The organism is Mesorhizobium sp. WSM4836 (assembly GCF_055811815.1).
Genome location: NZ_JBVVQF010000010.1, coordinates 32,343 through 57,402, shown reverse-complemented (window position 1 = coordinate 57,402; position 25,060 = coordinate 32,343). Strand labels below are relative to the sequence as shown.

Here is a 25,060-nt window from a genome sequence, read left to right as displayed (position 1 = left end):
ATGATCCGCATCCTCGTCTTCCTCGCCGTCGTCTTTGCGCTCGGGCTCGGCTTCGCCTGGCTGGCCGACCGGCCGGGTGAAATGCTCGTCACCTTCAACGGCTATCAATACCAGGTCAGCCTGATGGTGGCGGCGGTGGCGGTGGTCGCCGTGGTTGCCGGGGTGATGATCGTCTGGTGGCTGGTCAAGGCGCTGTGGAACAGCCCCTATACGATCTCGCGCTATTTCCGCGTGCGTCGCCGCGACCGCGGCTATCAGGCGCTGTCGACCGGCATGATCGCCGCCGGCGCCGGAGACGGCGCGCTCGCCCGCAAGAAGACCAAGGAAGCGGCAAAGCTGATCCGCTCCGACCAGGAGCCGCTGATCCAGCTGCTCGACGCGCAGGCCTCGCTGCTTGAAGGCGACCATGAGGGCGCCCGCGAAAAATTCGAGACCATGCTCGACGATCCCGAAATGCGGCTGCTCGGCCTGCGCGGGCTCTACCTCGAGGCCGAGCGGCTCGGCGACCGCAACGCAGCCCGCCACTATGCAGGTCGTGCCGCGGCGGTGGCGCCGCAACTGGCCTGGGCGGCCGAATCGACGCTGGAAGACCTGACCGGACGCGGCGACTGGGATGGCGCGCTGAAACTGGTCGACGCCCAGAAGTCGACCCGCCAGATCGAACGCGATGCCGCCAACCGGCGCCGCGCCGTGCTGCTTACCGCCAAGGCGCAGGCGCTGATCGACAGCGATGCCAATGCCGCAAGGGCGGCGGCGCTCGAAGCCAACCGGCTGCGGCCGGATTTCGCGCCGGCGGCGGTCGTCGCGGCAAAATTGCTGTTTCGGCAGAACGACGTGCGCAAAGGCTCGAAAATCCTCGAGGCGGCGTGGAAGGCCGAGCCGCATCCGGAGATCGCCGAGCTCTACACCCATGCCAGGCCGGGCGATGCCGTGCTCGACCGGCTGAACCGGGCAAAGAAGCTGCAGGAACTGAAGAAGAACCATGCCGAGTCCTCGCTTGCCGTGGCGCGCGCCGCGCTCGATGCGCAGGATTTTTCAACCGCTCGCCGCGAGGCGGAAGCCGCCATCCGCATGGATCGCCGCGAAGGGGCCTATCTGCTGCTGGCCGATATCGAGGAGGCCGAGACCGGCGACCAGGGCAAGGTGCGGCAGTTGCTGTCGAAGGCGGTGAGGGCGCCGCGCGACCCGGCCTGGGTCGCCGACGGCGTTGTCTCCGAACGCTGGGCTCCGGTGTCGCCGATCACCGGCAGGCTGGATGCATTTGAATGGCGGGCGCCGATGGAGCGGCTTGGCCAGTTGATCGACAGCGATGAGGATACCGAGGCACCGGTGCCGGCCATCGCGGCTCCAGCCGAGCCGGCGCACGAAACAGCCGAGGTGATCGAGCATAGAGCCATCGCGACCGAGACACCGGGCACGAGGACCGAGGAGAAGACGGACGACCGTGCCGGCGAGGATCATGTGACACCGATCACCGCGGCGGCGTTTGCCCAAGTGCCGGACGATGCCGAGGCCGTCGAGCCGGCGCAGGAATTGACCCGGCTGCCCGACGACCCCGGCGTCGATCCCGACGACGCGGCGGATAAATCGACGCGCCGGTTTCGTTTGTTCTGATCCGGGTCGAGTGGACCCGAGTTTATTGGGAATGATTTGATGTTCGAACGCGTTCTATCGTTTCTGAAGGATTTGCCGTCCGGTAGCTGCGCCAGCCCCAGCGCCGACGATCCGCGCATTGCCGCGTCCGCCCTGCTCTATCATGTGATGAACGCCGACGGGGTGCGCCAGGACGCCGAATGGGAGCGGTTCAAGAAGGTGCTGGCGGAAAGCTACTCGATCAGCGGCGAGGAACTCGACGCGTTGGCGGCTGCCGGCGAGCGGGCCGACAATGAGGCGATCGACCTCTATGCCTTCACCAGCGTGCTCAAGCGCGATCTCGACGCCGACGCGCGAAAGGCCTTCATCGGCCTGATGTGGGAGATCGTCTATGCCGATGGCGAGCTGCACGAACTCGAGGACAATACCGTCTGGCGGGTCGCCGAGCTGATCGGCGTCGAACGTCGCGACCGTGTCGAGGCGCGCCTCAAGGCGGCCGCCGCGGTTCCTGGTGCTGCCGGAACGTCAAGCGACGAATAGACAGGATCCCGCGTTCCAATGCCGCCCAAGCCAAGTTCGAGACCAAAGATCCTGATCGTGCTGCATCAGGAGCATTCGAGCCCCGGGCGGGTCGGCCATACGCTTATCGAGGAAGGCTTCGACCTCGACATCCGCCGTCCGCCGCTCGGCGAGGCCTTGCCGCAGACGCTGGACGGACATGCCGGCGCCGTGGTGTTCGGCGGGCCGATGAGCGCCAATGACGGCGACGAATTCGTCCGCCGCGAAACCGACTGGCTCAAAATTCCGCTCAACGAGAACCGGCCGCTGCTTGGCATCTGCCTCGGTGCGCAAATGTTGGTCAAGCATCTTGGCGGCAGGGTCGAGGGCCATGGCGAGGGGCTGGTCGAGATCGGCTGGTATCCACTGAAGGCGACCGAAGCGGGAAGCAGGCTGATGCATTGGCCGGAGATGGTCTATCAGTTCCATCGCGAGGGTTTTTCGCTGCCGAAGGACGCGACGCTTCTGGCGACCGCCGAAACCTATCCCAACCAGGCCTTCCGCTATGGCGACAATGCCTGGGGCATCCAGTTCCATGGCGAATTGACCCGGGCGATGATGCAGCGCTGGGTGGTGCGCGGCGCGCACCGCTTCGAACTGCCCGGCGCGCAGCCCGGCCGCGACCATCTCGGTGGCCGGCTGATCTGGGACATGCACCTCAAGCGCTGGTTGGGCGAGTTCCTGCCGCTGATTTTCGGCAAGCCGGCGCTGCGGTGAGATCAGTGCATGTCGCCCAAAAGCGTGCAGCGGTTTTGGGATAACGACATGCACACACAAACAAACCAAAGCGCGTCGCGCTTTAGTTTCGTCCCCTGAGATGACGCACCTTGCGCAGCTGCGGGAACAGCACCGCCCATAGGCCGGCGACAGCGACCGCCCCGACGCCGCCGACCACCACGGCCGAAACCGTGCCGATCAACGCCGCCATGATGCCGGCGCGGAATTCGCCGAGCTCATTGGAGGCGCCGACAAACACTTGGTTGACGGCGTTGACGCGGCCGCGAACGTCGTCCGGCGTCCACAGCTGGATCAGCGTCTCGCGGATATAGACGCTGAACATGTCGGTGGCGCCGAGCAGGGCAAGGGCTGCGATCGACAGCCAGGTGATGGTCGAGAGGCCGAACAGAACCGTGATCGCGCCGAACAGCGCGACGAAGCCGAGCATGACGAGGCCGGCATGGTTGCGGATCGGGTGTCCGGCCAGCCAGATGGCGACGCAGATGGCGCCGACGCCGGGCGCCGAGCGCAACAGGCCGAGCCCCCACGGGCCGAGTTCGAGGATATCGCGCGCATAGACCGGCAGCAGCGCCGAGGCGCCGGACAGGAGCACCGCGAACAGATCGAGCGAAATCGCACCGAGCACGATCTTTTCGCTCCAGATATAGCCGAAGCCGGCGAACAGGGTCTGCACCGTCGGCCTGTCGGTCCGGCTGCGCTGGGCGGGCTTGGGGATGGTGAAAATCAGCACGGCGGCGATGAGCATCAGCACGGCCGCGGTGGTGTAGGCGGCTTCCGCCGAAAGCCCATAGAGCAGGCCGCCGGCGACCGGCCCGACGATGGTTGCCGTCTGCCAGGCGGACGAGTTCCAGGCGATGGCGTTGGCGAAATCCTCGGGCGGCACCAGATTGGCGAACAGCGATGAGGAGGCCGGCCCGAAGAAGGCGCGCGCGATGCCGAACATGGCGAGCACGATGAAGACCGGCATCGGTCCGGAGAGGCCGCGCAGCGTCAGCAGCAGGAGGGCCAAGGCGCAGCCCGTCTCGACCAGCACCGCCAGCGCCATGATCAGCCGGCGCCCAAAACGGTCGGCAACGTCGCCGGTGACCAGCACCAGCAGTAGCGAAGGCAGGAACTGGACGATGCCGACAAGGCCGAGGTCGAACGGGTCGCGGGTGAGATCGTAGATCTGCCAGCCAACGGCGACCGACACGATCTGGGTGGAGAATGTCGAGAGGAAGCGCGCCGCCCAATAGCTCAGGAACGGCCGGTGGCGAAAGGCGGCATAGCGCTGGTCGGATGGTACTTGGGATTCTGCGGTCATGGAATAAGGCCCCGTAGCGGCGATGTCGGCCGGCGGGGCACTTCCACGATGGGCGCTGGTCCGGCCAAGAGAGCCTTTAGCGCAGTTCGGCCGAAGGCGCGCGCAAAAATCCGGCCTGGATCAAGGAATTTTCAGGCTGTTCCATCGGTGATCGAGGAACGGCGCAGTCTGAGAGCCGTTTTGTAGCATCCCTTCGCGCCCCCCTCTGTCCTGCCGGACATCTCCCCCATGAGGGGGAGATCGGCGGCTTCAGCGCTCCACCCAATCTTGCGACGGTGGAGATTGGCGAAAGCCGGCATGCCGGCCAATCTCCCTCCTTGTGGGGGAGATGTCCGGCAGGACAGAGGGGGCGCTGTCCCTCTGGGACCAAAAAATTCTGCACCTTCAACACGCGGAGAAAGTCGCAGCATGGATACCAAGGTTTCCGCGACGTCGTTTCGCTCCAGATGACGAAGCGCGCTCCCACGCCTGCCTGCGTGGTATCGCTGTATCAGGCCGTCGCCTTGGCCTTCCTGCCCCTGCCTTTGACGGGCGCAGGCGGCGGGGCGGCTTTGCGGCCGAGGCCGATTGCCTTGGCCAGCTGCGAACGCGAGGCCGCGTAGTTGGGAGCGACCATCGGGTAGTCCGACGGCAGGCCCCATTTGGCGCGATAGGCGTCTGGCGTCAGCCCGAAATGAACGCCGATATGGCGCTTCAAGGATTTGAACTTCTTGCCGTCCTCGAGACAGATGATGTAGTCCGGCGTCACCGATTTCTTGGGATTGACGGCAGGCGTCTGCGGCGCGGCGACCGGCACTGCCGGTTGTCCGAGCCCGCCTATGGAGGCGCTGACGCTGGCGATGAGATCGCCGAGGCCGGAAGCCGGCAAGCGGTTCTTCTCGACATATGCGGACACGATATGGGCGGTCAGCTCGAGCAGGTCGATGTCCTTGCGAGCGTTGTTGCTGTCGTCGATCAATCTATTTCTCCGTCCGTGGGGGTCGCAGAAATTCCTAGTCGGCAAATCCGCGCAATGCAATGACGCCGCACCACGCCACACATTATTTTGAATAATAATACTAACGGCAGCGCGGGATTAACAACCCTGAGCCGGTGCTCGGTAATATCAGACAATCAGCAATATCAGATAATCAGGCATTTGTCGCGCCACAGTCGAAATCCGCCTTCGAAGGCGCGTGTGTTGTCGCACCGACTGCAATCGGCGGATAGTTCATAGACATTGCCGCCGATGATCATTTCGACGGATTGATCCAGCCGTTCGGCGGCCCGAAGCCAGCCATGGCTTCGGCCGGCCCCCAGGTGTTTGGCGCGTAGACAGAGGGCGGCGTGGTGTCGCCGAGTACCGGGCCGACGATCCGCCAGGCGAGCTCGCTGGCGTCCTGGCGGGTGAACAGCTGGCCGTTGCCGTTCATGGCATCGCCTATCAGCCGCTCGTAGGGCGGCATGTCGCCCTTCGAATCGTCGAGCGCGGTAAGCTCGACCTGTTCGCCGACCATGTCGTCGCCGGGTGCCTTGCGCCGGGCGCCGATCGAGATCGCCACCTGCGGATCGATGCGGAAGCGCACGTGATTGGAGTCGCCGGGTTTGATTGGATCGAAGACGTCGAGCGGCGGCCGTTTCAGCCGCACGATGACCTCGGTGGCGTGCACCGGCAGGGATTTGCCGGCGCGGATGAAGAACGGCACATCCTGCCAGCGCCAGGTATCGACGAAAAAGCGTACCGCCGCGAAGGTCTCGACCGGCGAGTTTGGCGCGACGCCCGGCTCGTTGAGATAGCCGTCGAACTGGCCGCGCACCACATCGTCCCTGGTCAGCGTCCGGATCGCCCGCAGCACCTGCACCTTCTCGTCGATAAGATCGTCGGCCGAGCGGCCGACCGGCGGCTCCATGGCGAGCAGCAAGAGGATGTTGAGCAGATGGTTTTCGATGACGTCACGGATGCAGCCGACCGCGTCATAGAAGCGGCCGCGGCCCTCGACGCCGAAATCCTCGGCCATGGTGATCTGCACGCTCTCGACGTAATTGCGGTTCCAGATCGGCTCGAGGAAGGAATTGGCGAAGCGGAAATAAAGCAGGTTCTGGATCGCCTCCTTGCCGAGATAATGATCGATGCGGAAGATCGCCTTTTCGTCGAAGACCAGATGCAGCACCCGGTTCAGCCAGCGCGCCGATTGCAGATCATGGCCGAACGGCTTTTCCACCATCAGCCGTGCGCCCTGGGCCGCGCCCGATTGCTCCAGCCCCTGGACGACGACCTCGAACATGGCCGGCGGCACCGCCAGATAGTGCAGCGGCCGCTGTGCGCTGCCGAGCGCGGTCTTCAGCTTTTCGAAGGTCGCAGGCGCCCGGTAGTCGCCGCTGACATAGCGCAGCAGCGAGGCAAGCCTGGCGAAGATCTTGTCGTCGATGCTGCCCAAGGAGTTGACGATGCCGTCGCGGGCGCGCGCCTGCAGCTTGGCGAGGTCCCAGGGATCGAAGGCGACGCCGATCACCGGCTCGTTCAGCGTTCCCTTGGCCACCATGGCGTAGAGGGCGGGGAAGATCTTCTTGTGGGCGAGATCGCCGGTGGCGCCGAAAAGCACCAGCGTGTCGGATCGTTCCTGGCTCATGGGCGTGCCCCCCTATCGCCCGTCACGAGCCGGCCTTCGGTTTTTCGACATGGCCGCCAAAGGCATAACGCATGGCGGACAAAAGCTTGTCGGCGAATTCGGATTCGCCTTGCGAGGAGAACCTGTCGAACAGCGCCGACGACAGCACCGGCGCCGGGACGCCGGTGTCGATCGCCGCCTTCAGCGTCCAGCGGCCCTCGCCGGAATCCGAAACCCGTCCGCCGAACTGCGTCAGCGCCGAATCGGCCTTCAGCACGCCGGCCGTCAGATCGAGCAGCCACGAGCCGATGACGCTGCCGTGCCGCCAGACCTCGGCCACCTCGGCGATATCGATATCGAACTGGTAATATTGCGGGTTTTCCAGCGGGCTGGTTTCGGCGTCGGCGGTGCGCTGCCGCTTGCCGGCATTCGCCGATTTCAGGATGTTCATCCCCTCGGCATAGGCGGCCATGACGCCGTATTCGATGCCGTTATGGACCATCTTGACGAAATGACCGGCGCCGCTCGGCCCGCAGTGGAGATAGCCGAAGGGAGCGGTTCCGGCGTCCTTGCCGGGGGCGGGCGAAGCTTCGGCGCCCGGAGCCAGCGTCGCGAAGACCGGATCGAGATGCTGCACCGCGCTGTCGGGGCCGCCGATCATCAGGCAATAGCCGCGCTCGAGGCCCCAGACGCCACCGCTGGTGCCGACATCGACATAGCTCAAGCCTTTCAGGGCCAGCCGCGCGGCGTGGTCGACGGCCTCATGATAATAGGAATTGCCGCCGTCGATAATGATGTCGCCCGGCTCCATCAGGGCAGCCACCTGGTCGACAATCCGGCCGGTGATGGCCGCCGGCAGCATCAGCCAGGCGCTGCGCGGCTTCGCCAGCTTGCCGACGAACTCCTCCATCGAGGCGGCTCCGACCGCGCCGGCGGTCACAAGTGCGGCGACGCTCGCCGGGTTGATGTCGTAGACGACACATTCGTGGCCATCGCGCAGCAGGCGCCGAACCATGTTGGCGCCCATCCGGCCCAGTCCCATCATTCCTATCTGCATGGTCTCGTCCTGCCTTACTTGAGGGATCGATGATCTAGCGGCGCTGTTATTGAAGCATGGTCTTTTCCGAAAACCGGTCTCCACTTTGCGGGATCATGCTATCCGGTATCGCCGATGCCGACAGAAAAGTCAGCGTTCTCCCAACGGCCGGCATCGGACCAGAAGAATGTGAAGACAATGCTATTGCTCGGGCTATTGCCCGGAGCGGCGGCGGCAACCGGCAACTCCGCGAGATGGATGCCGAAAAGGTTCGCGGCGGTCTCGCTGTCATGGACGGTTGCCCAATTGTCGCTGCTCCAATGAACGACCGCTCGGGCCAAAAAGTTCGATGCGCAGCGCCTTGCTCAGTAGACATGGTGTTGATCTGGCATCCAATACGTCTCCAGCCCATCCCTAGACCAGGAGCCGAACCCGTTTCAATCATTGCACCGCAAGTTGATCGCCAAACCGTCATCGATCACTGTTGACAAGCGCGTCCATCTAAAATTGTCTGACAAAATTGAAACGACGGCAGACATTAGCAGCCAAGAACGACGACTAACCTATGGGAGGAATATGACATGAAGAAGCTACTCGTCTTGAGTACCCTTGCGGCAATGCTCGCCGCAGGCACCGCGCTCGCCGACACCAGCGGCAAGAAGATCGCCTTCTCCAACAATTACGCCGGCAATTCGTGGCGGCAGGCGATGCTGGACAGCTACGCCATCGTCACCAAGAAGGCGGTTGCCGACAAGGTGGTCGGCGCCGCCGACGTCTTCACGACGGCCGACAAGGAAGTGCCGACGCAGGCAGCCCAGGTGCAGAACCTGATCCTACAGGGCTATGAAGCGATCGTCATCAACGCGGCGTCTCCGGATGCCCTCAACGGCGCCATCAAGCAGGCCTGCGACGCCGGCATCGTCGTCGTCTCCTTCGACGGCATCGTCACCGAACCCTGCGCCTACCGCGTCGTCGTCGACTTCAAGGACATGGGCAAGCAGGAAGTCGAGCAGATGGCCAAGTTCCAGCCGAAGGGCGGCAACCTGCTGGAAATCCGCGGCCTCGCCGGTACCTCGATCGACGATGCCATCCATGCCGGCATCCTCGAAGGCGTCGCTGCCCATCCCGAGTTCAAGATCGTCGGCTCGGTGACCGGCGACTGGGACCAGACGACGGCACAGAAGGCCGTCGCAACCATCCTGCCGTCGCTGCCGGATATCGTCGGTGTCGTCGACCAGGGCGGTGACGGCTATGGCGCGGCACAGGCCTTCGCCGCCGCCGGCAAGCCGCGCCCGACCATCATCATGGGCAATCGCCAGGACGAGTTGCAGTGGTGGAAGGAGCAGAAGGAAAAGGACGGTTACCAGACCTGGTCGGCGTCGATCGCGCCGGGCGTATCGACGCTTGCCTTCTGGGTGGCGCAGCAGGTGCTCGACGGCCGCACCGACGTGCCGCACGACCTGCTGGTTCCTTATCTTGCCTTCACCCAGGACGATTTCGAGGCCGCGCTGCCGAAGATTCCGAAGGGCGGCGTCGCCAGCCACGAATACACGCAGGAAGATGCCATCGCGGCGATCAAGGCCAACATCAAGTGAGCATGGCACTATTGTTGCCGCCACAAATAACCGGCTATCGTTGAGGGATGCCCGAGGCCAATGCAGACATCATCAGTTTGGACATCATAAGCCTGGACGGTGCCGAAAAACATTTCGGCGCCGTCAGGGCGCTCGCCGGTGTCGATTTCAGCGTTCGCGCCGGAGAATGCGTCGGTCTCGTCGGTCATAACGGCGCCGGAAAATCGACGCTCATGCATATGGTGGCGGGCACGCTTGCCCCCGACAGCGGGCAGATCGCGGTTCGCGGCGGCGTCGAGGCAAGTTATTCGGTGCCGCGCGCGCAGCAGCTCGGCATACGGTGCGTGTTCCAGGAACTGTCGCTCTGTCCGAACCTCAGCGTCGCCGAGAACACGCGGATCAACCACGCGTCGCTGCATGGCTTCGGCTGGCGGCGCAAGGCGGCCGATCTGATCGCCGCCAAGCTCGACGAGATCTTCCCCGGCCACAGCATCTCGGCATCCGACATCGTCGGCGATCTTTCCATCACCAGCCGGCAGATGGTGGAGGTGGCGCGCGCCTTCACGGTCACGCAGGAGCCTCTCGAACTGGTCATCCTCGACGAGCCGACCTCCTCGCTCGATGCGCATACCGCCGGCCAGCTGCTCGCCTTCGTGCGCCGCTTCATAGCCGCCGGCAAGAGCTGCATCCTGATCTCGCATGTGCTGGGCGAAGTGCTCGGAAATGCCGACCGCATCGTGGTGATGCGCGACGGCAAGGTGGTCGCTACCGGGCAGGCCGACGCCTTCGACCGCGACAGGCTGGTGACGGCGATGGGCGGAGCGGCGGCGCGCGAGAACGCCGCCGCAGAGATTGCGAGCGGCAAGCCGGAGCCCGGTCCGCTGCGGGTCCGGGCGCGCCCGGCGCGACAGCAGGACGGCAACGAGCTTGTCGCCCGTGCCGGTGAGATCATCGGCCTTGCCGGACTTGCCGGGCATGGGCAGACCGACCTTTTGCTGGCGATCTTTGCCGCGGCTTCCCGCGCCAGGACCGGCATCGAGGTCACCGCGCCGGTGGCGCTGGTCGCCGGCGACCGCCAGTCGGACGGGATTTTTCCGCAATGGTCGATCGCCGAGAACATCGGCATCCGTTCGCTGGCGCGATTGCGCAACGGCCTCTTGATCTCGCCACAGCGCGAAGCTGAGCTCGCAGAGCTGTGGCAGCGGAAAATCGGCATCCGCACGCCCGACATGAGCAACAACATCTTCTCGCTCTCCGGCGGCAACCAGCAGAAGGCGCTGTTCGCGCGGGCGCTCGGCTCCGATGCCAAGATCGTGCTGATGGACGACCCGATGCGCGGCGTCGATATCGGCACCAAGCTCGAAGTCTACGACCTCGTGCGCGAAGAGGCTCGCCATGGCCGCACTTTCCTCTGGTACACCACCGAAACCGAGGAGCTCGACAATTGCGACCACATCTATGTGTTCAAGAACGGCCGGATCGTCGCCAACCTTCGCCGCGACGAACTGACGGAGGAAAAGATCATCCAGTCCTCGTTCGGCGACGCGGCCTGAGATGACGGCGGTATCCATCGAGAATGGGCTAAAATCCTCGGCGCGCGCCACGAGGCGGGCGCGCATGCTGCGCAGCCTGCTGCCGGCACTGTCGCTGGCGCTGGTGCTCATCGCCATCGCCTGGCTCAACCCGCGCGCCATCAGCTATTTCGGTTTCAGCCTGATGCTCAATCTGGCGATCCCGATCGCTCTGGCGACGATCGCGCAGATGTTCGTCATCGCCGGCAACGAGCTCGACCTGTCGATCGGCACCTTTGTCGGCTTCGTCGGCTGCGTCACGGCGACGTGGCTGAAGGACGCGCCGTTGCTCGGCGTCGTCATCCTGCTCGGGTCAATCGGCGTCTACGCGCTGCTCGGCGCGCTGATCCATTTGCGCAACCTGCCCTCGATCGTGGTGACGCTCGGCATGAGTTTCGTCTGGCAGGGCCTGGCCATCCTGATCCTGCCCAAGCCCGGCGGCAAGGCGCCGGACTGGCTGCTGGCGCTGATGGCCTTCAAGCCACCCTTCATTCCGTTCCCGATCATCGCGGCATCGCTGATCGCAGCCGTTGTCCACTTTGGCCTGATGCGCACCTCCTATGGCGTCATCCTGCGCGGATCGGGCGGCAATTCAGCCGCACTCAAGCGCGCCGGCTGGTCGCTGCTGCGCACCAAGATCGCGCTGTTTGCGCTGACCGGCCTGTTCGGCGTTTTGTCCGGCATGGCGCTGATCGGCATCACCACCTCGGCCGATGCCAATATCGGCAATGGCTACACACTGCTTTCGATCGCCGGCGTCATCCTCGGCGGCGGCGAGTTCGTCGGCGGCCGGGTGTCGCCGATCGGCGCCGTCATCGGCGCGCTGACGCTGGCGCTGGCGGCGTCGCCGCTTTTGACCTTCATGCACATTCCGCCCGACTGGCAGGTCGCCGCCAATGGCGCCATCCTGATCATCGTGCTGGCGGCGCGGGTGCTGATCAGCCGCAGGGAGAGGTGAGCATGGCCTCGCTGCGGACGCTGTTCGCCAGACCCTGGATCTGGTCATTCTTCGGGGCGGTGCTGGTGTGGCTGGCGACGATCGCCTTCACCGGCGGCTATGGCGGCGGCGGCATGATCACGGCGGCGCTGTCGCTCGCCGTCTTCACCGTCATCGTCGGCGTCGGCCAGATGTTCGTCATCACGCTCGGGCCGGGCAATGTCGACCTGTCGCTGCCGGCCAATATCGGCCTTGCCAGCGCCGTCGCCATGAAGGTCATGGACGGCAATGATGCGATGATCGCGGTTGGCCTGCTGGCCGCGCTTGCCTGCGGCATGGCGATCGGCGCCGTCAACTACCTCCTGATCTGGGCGCTGCGCATTCCGCCGATCATCGCTACGCTGTCGGCCAGTTTCGTCATCCAGTCGGTCGATATCAGCTATGGGCGCGGCCTGCAGATCAAGCCGCCGTCGGGCTTTGCCGATTTCACCAACTGGCAGGTCTTCGGCATCCCGGTGCTGGCGATCCTCACCGTGCTGTTCACCATCGGCGCCGGCATCGTACTGCAGCGTATGATCTACGGACGCTCGGTGCTGGCGATCGGCCAGAACATCCGCGCCGCCTGGCTGGCAGGCGTCAATGTCGGCCGCACCCGCTTCCTCACCTACACGCTGTCGGGCGCGCTCGGCGGCCTCGACGGCGCGCTGCTCGCCGGTTATTTCCGCGGCGCCAATGTCGATATCGGCAACGAGTATCTGCTGGCCTCGATCGCGGTCGTCGTCATCGGCGGCACGTCGGTGGCGGGCGGCAAGGCCAATGTGCCGGGGGTCTGGGGCGCGGCGCTGTTCCTGGTGCTGCTGTTGACCATGCTCAACACGTTTGGCGTCAGCGTCGGTGTCCGCCTGGTGCTGACAGGGCTGATCATCGTCGGCGTCATCACCGCCGCCGGCGGGCAGAAGGCGCTGCGCTAAGGCAAGGCCCGACCCGGGCGCGAGGATATCAGTCCAGTCCGCCAACATCTAGGTTCCCATCGGGGCTTCGCCCCTGTAAATCGTTCGGCCGACGTCACTGCGTGAGGTTTGCGTGTCCGATTTCGTCAGCACTACAAGGCAGGGCAACGTCGCGCTGGTGACCATCGACAATCCGCCGGTCAATGCGCTGAGCTTCCATGTGCGCGAGCCGTTGATGCGGGCGCTCGCTTCCCTGCGAGACGAGCCGTCGGTGGGCGCAATCGTGATAGCCTGCGCCGGGCGGACCTTCGTCGCCGGCGCCGACATCACCGAATTCGGCAGACCGGCGCAGCAGCCGGAATTGCGCGCCATCCTCGCCGTACTGGAAACGATCGCCAAGCCGACGGTCGCCGCCATTCATGGCACTGCGCTCGGCGGCGGCCTGGAACTGGCGCTCGGCTGCCATATCCGTGTTGCCGACCGAGCGGCAAGGCTCGGCCTGCCGGAAGTCAAGCTCGGCCTGCTGCCGGGCGGCGGCGGCACAGTTCGCCTGCCGCGCTTGGTTGGTCCGCTGAAGGCGCTCAGTATGATCGTTTCGGGAACGCCGATCGGTGCGGCCGAGGCGCTCGCCGATGGCCTGGTGGATGCCGTCTTCGATGGCGACCTGATCGCGCAAGCGGTAAGTTTCGCCAGCGAAGTGGCCGCGAAAGGCGGTCCGTTCACGCCGGTGCGCGACCGCAATGATCGCCTCGACCAGGCGGACCTGCCGGCCTTCGACAAGGAGGTGGCAGCGCTTTCCAAAAAAACACGCGGCCTCGAGGCGCCGATCGCCTGTGCGCAGTCGGTCCGCAACGCCCTGACGCTGTCCTTCGAGGAAGCGCTGGCGGCGGAGCGCACGCTGTTCCTCAAACTTGTCGCCGGCGACCAATCACGCGCGCAGCGGCATTTGTTTTTTGCCGAACGCGAGGCGGCAAAAATTGCCGGCAAGGATGTCGTCAGGCGCAGGATCGCGCGGGTCGGGGTCATCGGCGCCGGCACGATGGGCGGCGGCATCGCCATGGCGTTCGCCAATGGCGGTCTTCCCGTGACCTTGCTGGAAACAACGCAGGAGGCGTTGCAGCGCGGGCTGGCGACGATCGAGAAGAATTATGCCGTTTCCGTCACCCGCGGATCGCTGAGCGAAGACGCCAACCGCGAACGGCTTGGCCTGTTCAAGGGTTCCACCGACTATGCCGATCTCGCCGATTGCGACCTGATCGTCGAGGCCGTGTTCGAGGAAATGGCGGTCAAGAAGGATGTCTTCGGCAGGCTCGATGCCGTGGCCAAACCGGGCGCGATCCTCGCCACCAACACCTCCTATCTCGACGTCAACGAAATCGCCGCTTCGACGTCGCGGCCGCAAGATGTCCTCGGCATGCATTTCTTTTCGCCGGCTAACGTCATGAAGCTTCTCGAAATCGTCCGCGCCGAAAAGACATCGCCCGACGTGCTGGCGACCATCGTCGATCTGGCACGGCGGATCGGCAAGGTGCCGGTCGTCGTCGGTGTCTGCCACGGCTTTGTCGGCAACCGCATGCTGGCGGCGCGGGGTTCGGAACTGGAGACGCTTCTGCTCGAAGGCGCAATGCCACGCCAGGTCGACCAGGTGTTCACCGATTTCGGCTGGCCGATGGGGCCGTTCGAAATGAGCGATCTCGCCGGCCTCGACATAGGCTGGCGCAACCGCAAGGCGCGCGGCCAGACGGCCGAAATCGCCGACGCGTTGTGCGAACAGGGACATTTCGGCCAGAAGACCGGCAGCGGCTTCTACCGCTATGAGAACGGTTCGCGCACGCCGCTGCCCGATCCCGAGGTCGAGGCGCTGATCCGCAACAAGGCTGCCGAACGCGGCATTGCACCGCGCGCAATCGGCGCCGAGGAGATCATCGAGCGGACGCTCTATCCGATGATCAACGAGGGCGCCAAAATTCTCGAGGAAGGGATTGCCGCCCGCGCCTCCGATATCGACGTCGTCTGGGTCAACGGCTACGGCTTCCCGGCCGGCAAGGGGGGACCGATGTTCTCGGCAAGCCTCGAAGGCGCGGACAAGATCATCCGGCGGCTGGATCACTGGCACCAGCAGACCGGCAAGGACGTCTTTCGAGTGGCACCCCGGCTCAGGCAGATGGCCGAAGCCGGTTCCTGGGACGGCGCTGCCGGCTGAACTTGGGACTAGCGAATCCGTGCGTCCATGATCTCGACAAAACGCGCGAACAGACCCGCCTGCGACTTTATCTTGAGCTTGCGGTAGATGTTGCGGCGATGAACTTTTACGGTTCCCGGCACGATGCGCATCGCCCTGGCAATCGATTCCGTGGAATGGCCCTGAAGCACCAGATCGACGACATGCTGTTCGCGCGGCGTGAGCGAGAGGCTCTTCCAGATGTGAGCACGCTCGAACTCGCTGACCGGAGCAATCGCTTCGTCCTGCTTCGTCTCTGCCGGTTTGTCGGCCGGAAGATCATGCCAGCGCAGCCTGACGAGGCTGATCACCGCAGGCGCCATGTCGCGCAGCAACCTGGCATCGGCGGTTCCGAACGGCCCCGAAGCGCGCAATCGCATCAGCGAGACGACCAGTGCTTCCTTTCCCGGTAGCGGTACGAAGAAGCCGACCTCCTCCGCAAGCTTGGTCTGGCTGTAATAGGAGCGGTAATATTCGCTGGCATAGAAGCGATCCGGCGCCAGTTCGCGCATACGCCAAAAGCCTTCCTTGCGCTCGACCGCCGCATGGTGGAACGGGTCGAGCAGATAAGGCCCTTCCTGATAGAGCGCGACGAAGACATGGCTTTCGGCCGGCGAGAATGTCTCGAACAGCAGGGGCGGGCGGGAAGCGCCGCGATAGCCGAAGATCACGCAATGATCGAAGCCGACATGCTGCCGGACCCAGGCGACCATCGCCTTGCCGAAAAGCTCGCCGCTCGTCTCCCGCGTCGCTGCGATGAGCGCAGCGAGCCGGCTGTATTCATCGCTGCGCGAAACGCCCAATTCATACCCCTTCAAACGAGAAAATAGACGAAATATACCACCTGGGAGGTATATACTAGCCGCCATTGGCTCTGATAGCGTTTCGAGGTTAGCTACCCGCAGGAGCCCGCAGCTTTGACCGCAGTGCCCGACATCGAGTTTCGCGGGGTCACCAAACGCTACGGCAGCGTGATCGCGGTCAGCGGCATCGATCTGGCCATCCCGCCGTCTGCCTTTGTCGCCTTGCTCGGGCCGTCCGGCTGCGGCAAGACAACCTGCTTGCGCATGATCGGTGGCTTCGAACAGCCAAGCGAAGGCGTGGTATTCATCCGTGGCCGCGACATGGCCGGCACGCCGCCCTATCGGCGGCCGGTCAACATGGTGTTCCAGCAATACGCGCTGTTTCCGCATCTGGATGTGGAGGACAACGTCGCCTATGGCCTCCGCCAGGCACGGCCGCGCCTTTCGTCGCGGGAGATCAGCCTGAAGGCAGGCGAGGCGCTCGCCATGGTTCGGCTTGCAGGCTATGGCCGCCGCAAGATCCATGAGCTTTCCGGCGGCCAGCAGCAGCGTGTCGCCCTGGCGCGGGCGCTGGTCAACAAACCGGCGGTGCTGCTGCTCGACGAGCCCCTGGCGGCGCTCGACAAGAAGCTGCGCACCGACATGCAGATAGAGCTGCAGAACCTGCAGCGCGAGATCGGCATCACCTTCGTCCTGGTCACCCACGATCAGGAGGAAGCACTGTCGATGAGCGATTTCGTCTGCGTCATGAATGGCGGGCGCATCGTCCAGCTTGGGCAGCCGAGCGAAATCTATGACGAACCCGCCGACCTCTTCGTCGCCGACTTCGTCGGCAAGACCAATCTCTTGAGCGGCAAGGTCGTCGGGCTCGCGGGCAAGCTCGTCGAGGTAGCGCTTGCCGACGGAACCGTCATTGCCGCGCGGAAGCGGACTCCGCTAGCTCAGGGTGAAGCCGTTTCGGTCAGCCTGCGCCCTGAATCGCTAAGCCTCGGCGCGCCCGGGAGCGGCCGGCTGAACGGGCTTGTCCGCAACCGGATCTTTCTCGGTTCTACTGCGGAATATGCAATCGAGGTCCAGGGCGTCGGGACGCTGCTCGCAAAGGCCGATCATCTGGTCGGCGGTGGAAATCTCTTCAAGCCGGGTGAACCCGTCGCCATCGGCTTTACAGCCGGAACGCCGCTGGCGTTTCCGGAGAATAACGGGACCAACCAGAGGGAAAACAAAAATGTCGAAATCGTATCGTGACGGATTGCCGATAAGCCCTGAAAAATTCGTCGACCAGTTGATGCGCCTCAAGCGCGGTTCCATCGGCCGCCGCGAGTTCCTTGGCCTTACCGGCCTTGGTCTCGCTACCGCGGTAATGGCCCGCGAACTCGGCATCATGCCGTCGGCAGCCTTCGCCCAGGAGGGGCTTGGCGACCGCATGTCGATTGCCACCTGGCCCAATTATCACGACCCGGCGACGTTCGAGAATTTCAAGGCCGAGACCGGCGTTGCCGTCGAGGTCAACGTGTTCGGGTCAAACGAGGAGATGCTGGCCAAGCTGCAGGCCGGCGCCTCGGGCTGGAGCCTTTTCGTTCCGACCAATTACACGATCTCGACCTATAAAAAGCTCGGCATCATCGAAGCGCTCGATATGGCCAAGCTTGCCAATTATGACGGCTCGCAAGAAGACCCGCGCTTCACCGGGGAGGGCACCATCGACGGCGTGATCTACGCGGTGCCGAAGAATTGGGGCACCACCGGCTTTGCCGTCAATACCAAGAAGCTGACCAAGCCGATGACGAGCTGGAAGGAATTCTGGGACACGGCCATGGCGGAAGGCGACGGCCGGACCATGGTCCATGACTACCAGCTCACCACGATCGGCAATGCGCTGAAATATTTCGGCTTCTCCTTCAACTCGCTGAAGCCGGACGAACTCGCCAAGGCGGAGGAATTGCTGCTGAAGGTGAAGCCGCATCTGTTCGCGGTCTCCAGCGACTACCAGCCGTCGATGCGTGCCGGCGACGCGTGGATGACGATGTGCTGGACCAATGACGGGGCGCAGCTCCACCGCGACATCCCCGAAATCGCCTATGTGCTTGGCAAGGAAGGCGGCGAGATCTGGACCGACTTCTACGCAATCCCCAGGGATGCGCCGAACAAGCCTGCCGGCTATGCCTTGCTCAACTATCTGATGAACCCGAAAGTCGCGGTCAAGGAGCACCTGGCCAACGGTGCGCCCTCCACCGATGCGCGAGTCAATGCGCTGCTGCCCAAGGAAGTGCTGGACAATCCGATCCTCTATCCGGCGGCGGATCTGCTGAAGCCGCTCGAATTCGGCGCGGCCGCGACGCTAACCGACCCGGGCCGGGCCGAATTGATGGCACGCTTCAAGTCGGCTTGAACCGGGCGGGCCACAGGCTCGCTGCAGACAACTCCCCCGGCGGACAGATGTCCGCCGGCATCGGGGCGGGTTTCGATGCGCAGCAATGTTTTTCGTCACAATCTCCTGACCGCCCTGCTGCTCGGTCCGGCGACCGCATGGCTGTTGGTGTTTTTAGTTTTGCCGTTCGTCGCGATCGCCGTCTTCAGCGTCGGCGAACGGGCGCCGGAAGGCGGCTATCAGACCGCTTTCACCTTGGCGCAGTATGCCAATCTTCCGGCGCGGGCGACCGCCTTCTGGAACACCATGGTGCTGGCGCCGGCGGGCGCGCTGGCCTGCCTTCTCGTTGCCTATCCGGTCGCCTATTACCTCGCTTTGCGCGCGCCAGAACGGTGGCGGCTGATCCTGCTGGCGCTTGTCGTCATCCCGTTCTGGACCAGCCTGCTGATGCGAACCTATGCCTGGATGTATGTGCTTGGCGGGCGCGGCATCCCGGCCCTGCTGGCCTATGTCGGGATCGAGGACGTGCGGCTGATCAACACGCCGGGAGCGGTTCTGCTCGGCATCGTCTATGGCTATCTGCCGCTGATGATCCTGCCGATCTATGTCAGCCTCGAGCGGCTCGACCGCCGATTGCTGGAGGCCTCCGCCGATCTCGGCGCGACGCCGCTCTCGACATTCCTTGGCGTGACGCTGCGACTGTCGTTGCCAGGTGTGATGACCGGCTTCTCGCTGGTCATGATCCTGCTGCTCGGCGAATATCTGATCCCGACGCTGCTCGGCGGCGGCAAGGTGTTCTTCATCGGCAACGCGCTGGTCGATCTGTTCCTGCAATCGCGCAACTGGCCATTCGGATCGGCAATCGCCATCACGCTTGTGGCGGTTTCCGTGGTCGTACTGCTTGCCGCCAACCGCATTTCGACCCGGCTTTCGGGTGCCCGCCGGGTGGACCTGATCTGATGCGTGCCTTCGTCGTTGCGGTCTTTGCCTTTCTCTATCTGCCGATCGCGCTGGTGGTGCTGTTCTCGTTCAACGCCGGCCATCACGCCAGCGAGTTCACCGGCTTCTCGGTGCAGTGGTACGGCAAGGCCCTGGCAAACCCGTTCCTGGTCGAAGCGCTGAAGAACAGCCTGTTCATCGCCACGACCAGCGCCTTGCTGGCGGCGCTGTGCGGCATGGCGGCGGCGCTCGGCCTGGCGCGTGTCGGCGCGCGGACGCGAGCCGTCTTCGACGGGCTTTTGGGGGCTGCGATCGTCGTTCCTGGCGTCGTCATCGGCATCTCGACGCTGGTCGCGCTGGTCCAGCTATTCGGGGTGGTCAACCCGTTTGTCGCTTCGCTGTGGCCGAACGACCAGCCACCGCGCCTGGCGCTCGGCTATGGTTCGATCATTGCCGCGCACGGGCTGTTTTCGATGGCGCTGGTGGCGATGATCGTCGGCACGCGCCTCGGCAGCCTCGACCGCAACCTGGTCGAGGCATCGAGCGATCTTTACGCCACCCCGCTGACGACCTTCCGCAGCATCGTGTTGCCGCAGATCATGCCGGCGGTGATCGCCGGTTTTCTACTCGCCTTCACATTCTCCTTCGACGATTTCATCGTCGCTTTCTTCGTCGCCGGCGCGCAGACGACATTGCCGATCTATGTCTTTGCCTCGATCCGGCGCGGGGTCACGCCGGAAATCAATGCCATCGCGACGATCGTGCTCGTCGCCTCCGTTCTGCTCGTGGTGCTTGCCCAATGGCAATTGCGGCAACGAAAACCATCACACTGAAAGACAAAAAACATGATTCTGAGAGATCGCATCGCCGTGGTGACGGGTGCCGGGTCGGGGATCGGGCGTGCCGGCGCCATGATCATGGCCAGGGAAGGCGCCCTCGTGGTGATCGCCGACAGGGACCGGGGGGCGGGGGAAGCAACCGCTTCCGACATTCGTGCGGCCGGCGGTCGGGCCGAGGCCGTCGCCACCGATGTCAGCGAGGATGCGGCGGTCGAGCAGCTCATTACAGGAACGCTGCGCCGGCATCGGCGGATCGACATCCTGCACAATCACGCTGGGATCCAGGTCGGCGGCACGCTGACCGAAGTCGGCGCCGACGGCATGGATGCCTCTTGGCGGATCAATGTGCGGGCGCAGTTCCTCGCGGCCAGGCTCGTCATGCCCTCGATGATCGCGCAAGGCGGCGGGGTGATCCTGAATACCGCCTCGAATTCGGGTGTGTTCTACGATCGCGAAATGATCGCCTACGCAACGTCAAAACATGCAGTAGTGGCGATGACCCGGCAGATGTCGCTCGACTATGCCAAACACAATGTCCGCATCAACGCGCTGTGTCCCGGTTGGGTCGATACGCCCTTCAACGAGCCGTTCATAATGCAGATGGGCGGGCGGGCGGCGATCGAGAACTATGTCCGTACCAAGATTCCCATGCAGCGCTGGGCCAGCGCGGAGGAAATCGCCGAAGCGATCCTGTTCCTCGTCTCCGACCGCTCGTCCTTCATGACCGGTCAGGCGCTGGTGATCGACGGTGGCGAAAGCATCGGCTGATCCGCAGCTCCCGGCGGGCGGGAGCTGAAATTCTCTTTGGCCCAACGGCCGGCGGCGAGATGTGCTTTCGTATCGAGGAGAATGCGGCCAACATGGCCGGGCCGGAAAAGAGAAGGCTGCACAATGGCTGAGGCCTATATCTGCGATTATATCCGCACGCCCATCGGCCGCTTCGGCGGGTCGTTGTCGGCGGTCCGCGCCGACGATCTCGGCGCGATCCCTCTGAAGGCGCTTGTCGAGCGCAATCCAGGCATTGATTGGGCTGCCACCGACGACGTCGTCTACGGCTGCGCCAACCAGGCCGGCGAGGACAATCGCAATGTGGCGCGGATGGCGCTGCTGCTCGCCGGCTTGCCCAGGGAGGTTCCCGGCTCGACCGTCAACCGTCTCTGCGGTTCGGGCATGGACGCGGTGATGATCGCAGCGCGCGCCATCAAGGCCGGGGAGGCCGAGCTGATAGTATCAGGCGGCGTCGAATCGATGAGCCGTGCTCCGTTCGTGCTGCCGAAGGCCGAAAGCGCGTTTTCGCGCAATGCCGAAATCCATGACACCACCATCGGCTGGCGCTTCATCAATCCGCTGATGAAGAAGCAATACGGCGTCGATTCGATGCCGGAGACCGCCGAGAACGTGGCGGAAGAGTTCGCCATCTCCCGCGCCGACCAGGACGCATTTGCCGTGCGCAGCCAGAACAAGGCGGTCGCCGCACAAGCCAATGGCCGTCTGGCAAAGGAAATCACGCCGGTAACGATCGCGCAGCGCAAGGGCGATCCGGTTGTTGTCGATCGAGATGAACATCCGCGCGCGGGCACGACGATCGAAGCACTGGCCAAATTGCCGACGCCGTTCCGGCAAGGCGGCACGGTTACCGCCGGCAATGCGTCAGGCGTCAATGACGGCGCGGCGGCGCTGATCGTCGCTTCGGAAACCGCCGTGAAAAAATACGGACTGACGCCGATCGCCCGCATCCTCGGCGGTGCCACCGCCGGCGTGGCGCCGCGCATCATGGGCATCGGCCCGGTGCCAGCCACACAAAAGCTATGCGCCCGGCTCGGCCTGAAGCCGCAGCAATTCGATGTCGTCGAGCTCAACGAGGCCTTCGCCTCGCAAGGCATCGCCGTACTGCGCCAGCTCGGCATTGCCGAGGATGCGGACCACGTCAACCCGAATGGTGGCGCCATAGCGCTCGGTCATCCGCTCGGCATGTCCGGAGCGCGCATCACCGGCACGGCGGCGCTGGAGCTGCGGGAACGTGGCGGCCGCTATGGCCTCGCCACCATGTGCATCGGCGTCGGCCAGGGGATCGCGGTGGCGCTGGAGAGGTTGTGAGCTAGCAGCGGTCGTTCTAAAGGTGCGAACGTTTACAGCCGTTCCGCCCAGCCAAATTTGACCATGTGGACAAAAGCCGGGCACCGCTCCATAGTTCCTTCGCCGATATTCCAGAGAAGAGAGCCGGCTCGACACGGCGCCAATCAGAGGGGCATGCAATGGACAACGGGAAGAGCAGAATCCAATCGAAACGCGAAGGGCTTTCGCGCCGCAACGTGCTGGAGCTGGGCGCGCTCGGCCTGGCGGCAGCGATGCTGCCGGGCAGCGCCTTTGCCAAGACCAAGAAGCTGAAAGTGGCGGCGATCTTCGCCACGCCGATCGAGGAGCCGTGGGACAACCAGATCCACGTCGCCCTGCAAAAGGCCGAAAAGGAACTCGGCATTGAATACAAATGGTCGGAGAAGGTGCAGACGGCCGATTTCAGCCGTGTCATGCGCGAATATGCGCAGGGTGGCTATGAGCTGGTGCTGGGCGATGCCTTCGCCGCCGAGCGCGAATCGCGCAGGACCGCCAAGCAGTTCCCGAAGACCGCCTTCCTGTTCGGCTCCGGCGCCGGGCCGGCCGAGCCGAATTTCGGCGTTTTCGACAACTGGATCCACGAGCCGGCCTATCTGTCCGGCATGATCGCCGGAAAAATGTCCAAGTCAGGCACGATCGGCGCCGTCGCGGCGATGGGCATTCCGGAAGTGAACCGGCTGGTCAACGCCTTCTTTGCCGGCGCCAAGGAGGTCAATCCCAACATTAAGAAGAAGGTCGCCTTCATCGGCTCGTTCTTCGACCCGCCAAAGGCAAAGGAAGCGGCAGTCGCCCAGATCGACGCCGGCGTCGACGTGATCTATGCCGAGCGCTTCGGCGTCATCGAAGCGGCGGTCGAGAAGAAGATCCTCGCCATCTCCAATATGTCGGACCAGTCGAGCCTCGGCCCCGACACGGTGATCACCGGGCCGGTCTGGGACATGTATCCGACCGTCGAGCAGGCGATCAAGCTGGTCAAGGCCGGCGTCTTCACCGCGCAGGACTACGGCGATTTCTCGCGCATGGCCAAGGGCGGCTCCTACCTCGCGCCCTACCATAAATTCGACAAGACGCTGCCGGCCGAGGTCAAGGAACTGGTCGAGAAGAAGAAGGCCGAGATCCTCGATGGCAATTTCCGCGTCGACGTGGATGAGAATACGCCGGTCTCGGACTGAGATCCCTCCCCCTTGAGGGGAGGGTGGCCCACAGGGCCGGGTGGGGTCCTCAGGGACGCGCTCCGTCGTCTTAAGTCAAGTCGAGGCAGCTGAGGTGACCCCTCCCGCCTCGTTTCGCTCGGCACCCTCCCCTCAAGGGGGAGGGATATCCGCGCCATCTCTCACCAGGAGTGCCCTTGCCTGCCCCTGTCATAGAAATGCGCGACATCTCCAAGAGCTTTGGCGCCGTCAAGGCGAACGAAGCCGTCGATCTCAGCGTCGCGCCGGGCGAGATCCTTGGGCTGCTTGGCGAAAACGGTGCCGGCAAGACGACGCTGATGAATGTGCTGTTCGGCGCCTACGCGCCCGATGCCGGCGAAATACTGGTGCAGGGCCGGCCGGTGACGATCAACAGCTCGGCCGATGCGCTTGCCGCCGGCATCGGCATGGTGCACCAGCATTTTCACCTCGCACCGCGGCTTTCGGTGCTGGAGAACCTCTTGATCGGCATTCCTGGCAGGTCGGGCCGGATCGACCGTGCCGGCGGGCTGGCGCGGCTTGCCGAAATCGGCCGCCAGCACGGGCTGACGCTCGACCCGGACCTCCCCGTCTCGGCACTGGCGGTCGGCGAACAGCAGCGTCTCGAAATCGTCAAGGCACTGTTTCGCGGCGCAAGGCTGCTAATCCTCGACGAGCCGACGGCGGTGCTGGCGCCAACAGAGGTCGACGGGCTGTTTTCGGCGCTGCGCTCGATGGCGGCACAAGGGCTCGGCATCATCTTCATCTCGCATAAGCTGAACGAGGTGCGGGCGCTGACGCATCGCTGCGTCGTGCTCAGGCACGGGCGCGTCGCCGGCCGCGTCAATGCGCCGGCTAGCACGACGTCCTCGGAGATGGCGCGGCTTATGTGCGGGCACGAGATCGTGCCGCCGGCAAGGGGGCCATCGACGCCGGGTGCGGCGGTGCTGACGCTCGACGGCATCTCGACCTCGCGCCATTCCGGCATGGGGCTGCGCGATGTTTCGCTGTCGGTCCGCGCTGGCGAGATCCTTGGCATCGCCGGCGTCTCCGGCAATGGGCAGCGCGCGCTTGCCGAGGTCATCTCCGGCGTGCGAGTGCCCGATGCCGGACAGATGACGATAGCCGGCAAAGCGGTTTTGCGGTTCTCGCCGCGCGACGTGCAGGCGCTCGGCCTCGGCCGCATCCCGGAAGACCGCATGACGACCGGGCTGGTCACCAATCTGCCGCTTGCCGATTCGATGGTGCTGCCGCGCATCGGCACGGAGGCGTTCAGCCGCAACGGCCTGCTCAGGCCGGATGCGATCCGCGCCTTCGCCGAGGCGCAGATCAAAGCCTATGACATTCGCTGCCCCGGGCCGATGACGCGCGCGGGCGCGCTTTCCGGCGGCAATCTGCAGAAGGCGCTTTTGGCACGCGAACTCGCCTTCGATCCGAAGGTGCTGATCGTTTCGCAGCCGACTCGCGGTCTCGATATCGGCGCCGCCCGCTTCATCCACGAAAAATTCCTCGACATGCGCGCCAAGGGCTGCGGCATCATCGTCATAGGCGAGGATCTGGAAGAGTTGCTAATGCTCTGCGACCGTATCGCGGTGATGTATGAGGGCCGCATCGTCGGCACGCTGGACAGCGCGGATGCCAGCGTCGCGCGGCTCGGCCTGATGATGACCGGGGCGGAGGGGAGCGTCTAGATGGACTTTCTGGTAGCGCTATCCCCCACCCCTAACCCCTCCCCACAAGGGGGAGGGGGACTTCCGT

The 25,060-nt window shown here is 64.4% G+C and carries 22 protein-coding genes; 17 read left to right on the top strand and 5 right to left on the bottom strand.

What is annotated here, in order from left to right:
* From AC0L2P_RS14075 to AC0L2P_RS14065, 3 genes are read left to right on the top strand one after another with little or no spacing between them, the layout of a single operon-like run.
* Nucleotides 1–1,614, top strand: coding sequence for a heme biosynthesis HemY N-terminal domain-containing protein (locus tag AC0L2P_RS14075; protein WP_473501865.1), 1,614 nt, complete (start codon nt 1–3; stop codon nt 1,612–1,614).
* 39 nt (nt 1,615–1,653) lie between these two features.
* On the top strand, nt 1,654–2,133 hold the full coding sequence (locus tag AC0L2P_RS14070; RefSeq protein ID WP_473501864.1) for a tellurite resistance TerB family protein: 480 nt from the start codon (nt 1,654–1,656) through the stop codon (nt 2,131–2,133).
* Nucleotides 2,134–2,151: 18 nt separating this feature from the next.
* Complete coding sequence (locus AC0L2P_RS14065) at nt 2,152–2,868, top strand: glutamine amidotransferase (protein ID WP_473501863.1); 717 nt, start codon at nt 2,152–2,154, stop codon at nt 2,866–2,868.
* A gap of 82 nt (nt 2,869–2,950) precedes the next feature.
* On the opposite strand, the gene AC0L2P_RS14060 is transcribed toward AC0L2P_RS14065, so the two are convergent.
* The 4 genes from AC0L2P_RS14060 to gnd all read right to left on the bottom strand — a co-directional run bounded on the left by AC0L2P_RS14060 (nt 2,951) and on the right by gnd (nt 7,837).
* Nucleotides 2,951–4,192 carry an MFS transporter gene (locus AC0L2P_RS14060; RefSeq protein ID WP_473501861.1) on the bottom strand — a complete coding sequence of 414 codons (1,242 nt, stop codon included), beginning with the start codon at nt 4,190–4,192 and terminating at the stop codon, nt 2,951–2,953.
* A 490-nt stretch (nt 4,193–4,682) separates the two neighbouring features.
* Nucleotides 4,683–5,150, bottom strand: a complete 468-nt coding sequence (locus AC0L2P_RS14055; RefSeq protein WP_473501860.1) for a Ros/MucR family transcriptional regulator — start codon at nt 5,148–5,150, stop codon at nt 4,683–4,685.
* 274 nt (nt 5,151–5,424) lie between these two features.
* A complete protein-coding gene (zwf, locus tag AC0L2P_RS14050; protein ID WP_473501859.1) occupies nt 5,425–6,801 on the bottom strand; it encodes a glucose-6-phosphate dehydrogenase in 1,377 nt (458 codons plus the stop codon).
* 22 nt (nt 6,802–6,823) lie between these two features.
* The gene (gene gnd / locus AC0L2P_RS14045; RefSeq protein WP_473501857.1) at nt 6,824–7,837 is read right to left on the bottom strand and encodes a phosphogluconate dehydrogenase (NAD(+)-dependent, decarboxylating); all 1,014 of its coding nucleotides are present in this window, start codon (nt 7,835–7,837) and stop codon (nt 6,824–6,826) included.
* Nucleotides 7,838–7,893: 56 nt separating this feature from the next.
* On the opposite strand from gnd, the gene AC0L2P_RS14040 reads away from it, so the two are divergent.
* The 6 genes from AC0L2P_RS14040 (at nt 7,894) to AC0L2P_RS14015 (ending at nt 15,051) form a co-directional block, all read left to right on the top strand.
* The gene (locus tag AC0L2P_RS14040; protein ID WP_473501855.1) at nt 7,894–8,304 is read left to right on the top strand and encodes a hypothetical protein; all 411 of its coding nucleotides are present in this window, start codon (nt 7,894–7,896) and stop codon (nt 8,302–8,304) included.
* 93 nt (nt 8,305–8,397) lie between these two features.
* On the top strand, nt 8,398–9,411 hold the full coding sequence (locus AC0L2P_RS14035) for a substrate-binding domain-containing protein (protein ID WP_473501854.1): 1,014 nt from the start codon (nt 8,398–8,400) through the stop codon (nt 9,409–9,411).
* 47 nt (nt 9,412–9,458) lie between these two features.
* A complete protein-coding gene (locus AC0L2P_RS14030; RefSeq protein WP_473501853.1) occupies nt 9,459–10,943 on the top strand; it encodes a sugar ABC transporter ATP-binding protein in 1,485 nt (494 codons plus the stop codon).
* 1 nt (nt 10,944) lies between these two features.
* A complete protein-coding gene (locus tag AC0L2P_RS14025) occupies nt 10,945–11,919 on the top strand; it encodes an ABC transporter permease (protein WP_473501852.1) in 975 nt (324 codons plus the stop codon).
* A 2-nt stretch (nt 11,920–11,921) separates the two neighbouring features.
* Nucleotides 11,922–12,869 (top strand): ABC transporter permease, encoded by a 948-nt coding sequence (locus AC0L2P_RS14020; protein WP_473501850.1) that lies wholly within the window; start codon nt 11,922–11,924, stop codon nt 12,867–12,869.
* 112 nt (nt 12,870–12,981) lie between these two features.
* Nucleotides 12,982–15,051, top strand: a complete 2,070-nt coding sequence (locus AC0L2P_RS14015) for a 3-hydroxyacyl-CoA dehydrogenase NAD-binding domain-containing protein (protein WP_473501849.1) — start codon at nt 12,982–12,984, stop codon at nt 15,049–15,051.
* Between the two features lie 8 nt (nt 15,052–15,059).
* Here AC0L2P_RS14015 and AC0L2P_RS14010 read toward each other — a convergent pair whose 3' ends face one another.
* The gene (locus AC0L2P_RS14010; protein ID WP_473501848.1) at nt 15,060–15,872 is read right to left on the bottom strand and encodes a helix-turn-helix transcriptional regulator; all 813 of its coding nucleotides are present in this window, start codon (nt 15,870–15,872) and stop codon (nt 15,060–15,062) included.
* Between the two features lie 114 nt (nt 15,873–15,986).
* Here AC0L2P_RS14010 and AC0L2P_RS14005 point away from each other — a divergent pair, with 114 nt between their 5' ends.
* The 8 genes from AC0L2P_RS14005 to AC0L2P_RS13970 all read left to right on the top strand — a co-directional run bounded on the left by AC0L2P_RS14005 (nt 15,987) and on the right by AC0L2P_RS13970 (nt 24,993).
* Nucleotides 15,987–17,117 carry an ABC transporter ATP-binding protein gene (locus tag AC0L2P_RS14005; protein WP_473501846.1) on the top strand — a complete coding sequence of 377 codons (1,131 nt, stop codon included), beginning with the start codon at nt 15,987–15,989 and terminating at the stop codon, nt 17,115–17,117.
* A complete protein-coding gene (locus AC0L2P_RS14000) occupies nt 17,098–18,261 on the top strand; it encodes an ABC transporter substrate-binding protein (protein WP_473501845.1) in 1,164 nt (387 codons plus the stop codon). The genes AC0L2P_RS14005 and AC0L2P_RS14000 overlap by 20 nt, the downstream gene beginning before the upstream one ends.
* Nucleotides 18,262–18,336: 75 nt before the next feature.
* Nucleotides 18,337–19,200: an ABC transporter permease gene (locus AC0L2P_RS13995; RefSeq protein ID WP_473501844.1), complete on the top strand. Its 864-nt coding sequence runs from the start codon at nt 18,337–18,339 to the stop codon at nt 19,198–19,200.
* Complete coding sequence (locus AC0L2P_RS13990) at nt 19,200–20,012, top strand: ABC transporter permease (protein ID WP_473501843.1); 813 nt, start codon at nt 19,200–19,202, stop codon at nt 20,010–20,012. Before AC0L2P_RS13995 ends, AC0L2P_RS13990 begins: the two co-directional genes overlap by 1 nt.
* 12 nt (nt 20,013–20,024) lie before the next feature.
* A complete protein-coding gene (locus AC0L2P_RS13985; RefSeq protein WP_473501842.1) occupies nt 20,025–20,786 on the top strand; it encodes an SDR family NAD(P)-dependent oxidoreductase in 762 nt (253 codons plus the stop codon).
* A 123-nt stretch (nt 20,787–20,909) separates the two neighbouring features.
* Nucleotides 20,910–22,115, top strand: coding sequence for a 3-oxoadipyl-CoA thiolase (gene pcaF, locus AC0L2P_RS13980; protein ID WP_473501841.1), 1,206 nt, complete (start codon nt 20,910–20,912; stop codon nt 22,113–22,115).
* A gap of 158 nt (nt 22,116–22,273) precedes the next feature.
* Nucleotides 22,274–23,305, top strand: a complete 1,032-nt coding sequence (locus tag AC0L2P_RS13975; protein WP_473501840.1) for a BMP family protein — start codon at nt 22,274–22,276, stop codon at nt 23,303–23,305.
* A gap of 176 nt (nt 23,306–23,481) precedes the next feature.
* On the top strand, nt 23,482–24,993 hold the full coding sequence (locus AC0L2P_RS13970) for an ABC transporter ATP-binding protein (protein ID WP_473501839.1): 1,512 nt from the start codon (nt 23,482–23,484) through the stop codon (nt 24,991–24,993).
* The last annotated feature ends 67 nt before the right edge of the window (nt 24,994–25,060 follow it).

What these genes read in the sequence shown, in the direction of transcription:
- AC0L2P_RS14075 (WP_473501865.1), top strand. Translation starts at nt 1, where the DNA reads ATGATCCGCATCCTCGTCTTCCTCGCCGTCGTCTTTGCGCTCGGGCTC.
- AC0L2P_RS14070 (WP_473501864.1), top strand. Translation starts at nt 1,654, where the DNA reads ATGTTCGAACGCGTTCTATCGTTTCTGAAGGATTTGCCGTCCGGTAGC.
- AC0L2P_RS14065 (WP_473501863.1), top strand. Translation starts at nt 2,152, where the DNA reads ATGCCGCCCAAGCCAAGTTCGAGACCAAAGATCCTGATCGTGCTGCAT.
- AC0L2P_RS14060 (WP_473501861.1), bottom strand. Translation starts at nt 4,192, where the DNA reads ATGACCGCAGAATCCCAAGTACCATCCGACCAGCGCTATGCCGCCTTT.
- zwf (WP_473501859.1), bottom strand. Translation starts at nt 6,801, where the DNA reads ATGAGCCAGGAACGATCCGACACGCTGGTGCTTTTCGGCGCCACCGGC.
- gnd (WP_473501857.1), bottom strand. Translation starts at nt 7,837, where the DNA reads ATGCAGATAGGAATGATGGGACTGGGCCGGATGGGCGCCAACATGGTT.
- AC0L2P_RS14040 (WP_473501855.1), top strand. Translation starts at nt 7,894, where the DNA reads ATGGTCTTTTCCGAAAACCGGTCTCCACTTTGCGGGATCATGCTATCC.
- AC0L2P_RS14035 (WP_473501854.1), top strand. Translation starts at nt 8,398, where the DNA reads ATGAAGAAGCTACTCGTCTTGAGTACCCTTGCGGCAATGCTCGCCGCA.
- AC0L2P_RS14030 (WP_473501853.1), top strand. Translation starts at nt 9,459, where the DNA reads ATGCCCGAGGCCAATGCAGACATCATCAGTTTGGACATCATAAGCCTG.
- AC0L2P_RS14025 (WP_473501852.1), top strand. Translation starts at nt 10,945, where the DNA reads ATGACGGCGGTATCCATCGAGAATGGGCTAAAATCCTCGGCGCGCGCC.
- AC0L2P_RS14020 (WP_473501850.1), top strand. Translation starts at nt 11,922, where the DNA reads ATGGCCTCGCTGCGGACGCTGTTCGCCAGACCCTGGATCTGGTCATTC.
- AC0L2P_RS14000 (WP_473501845.1), top strand. Translation starts at nt 17,098, where the DNA reads ATGTCGAAATCGTATCGTGACGGATTGCCGATAAGCCCTGAAAAATTC.
- AC0L2P_RS13995 (WP_473501844.1), top strand. Translation starts at nt 18,337, where the DNA reads ATGCGCAGCAATGTTTTTCGTCACAATCTCCTGACCGCCCTGCTGCTC.
- AC0L2P_RS13990 (WP_473501843.1), top strand. Translation starts at nt 19,200, where the DNA reads ATGCGTGCCTTCGTCGTTGCGGTCTTTGCCTTTCTCTATCTGCCGATC.
- AC0L2P_RS13985 (WP_473501842.1), top strand. Translation starts at nt 20,025, where the DNA reads ATGATTCTGAGAGATCGCATCGCCGTGGTGACGGGTGCCGGGTCGGGG.
- pcaF (WP_473501841.1), top strand. Translation starts at nt 20,910, where the DNA reads ATGGCTGAGGCCTATATCTGCGATTATATCCGCACGCCCATCGGCCGC.
- AC0L2P_RS13975 (WP_473501840.1), top strand. Translation starts at nt 22,274, where the DNA reads ATGGACAACGGGAAGAGCAGAATCCAATCGAAACGCGAAGGGCTTTCG.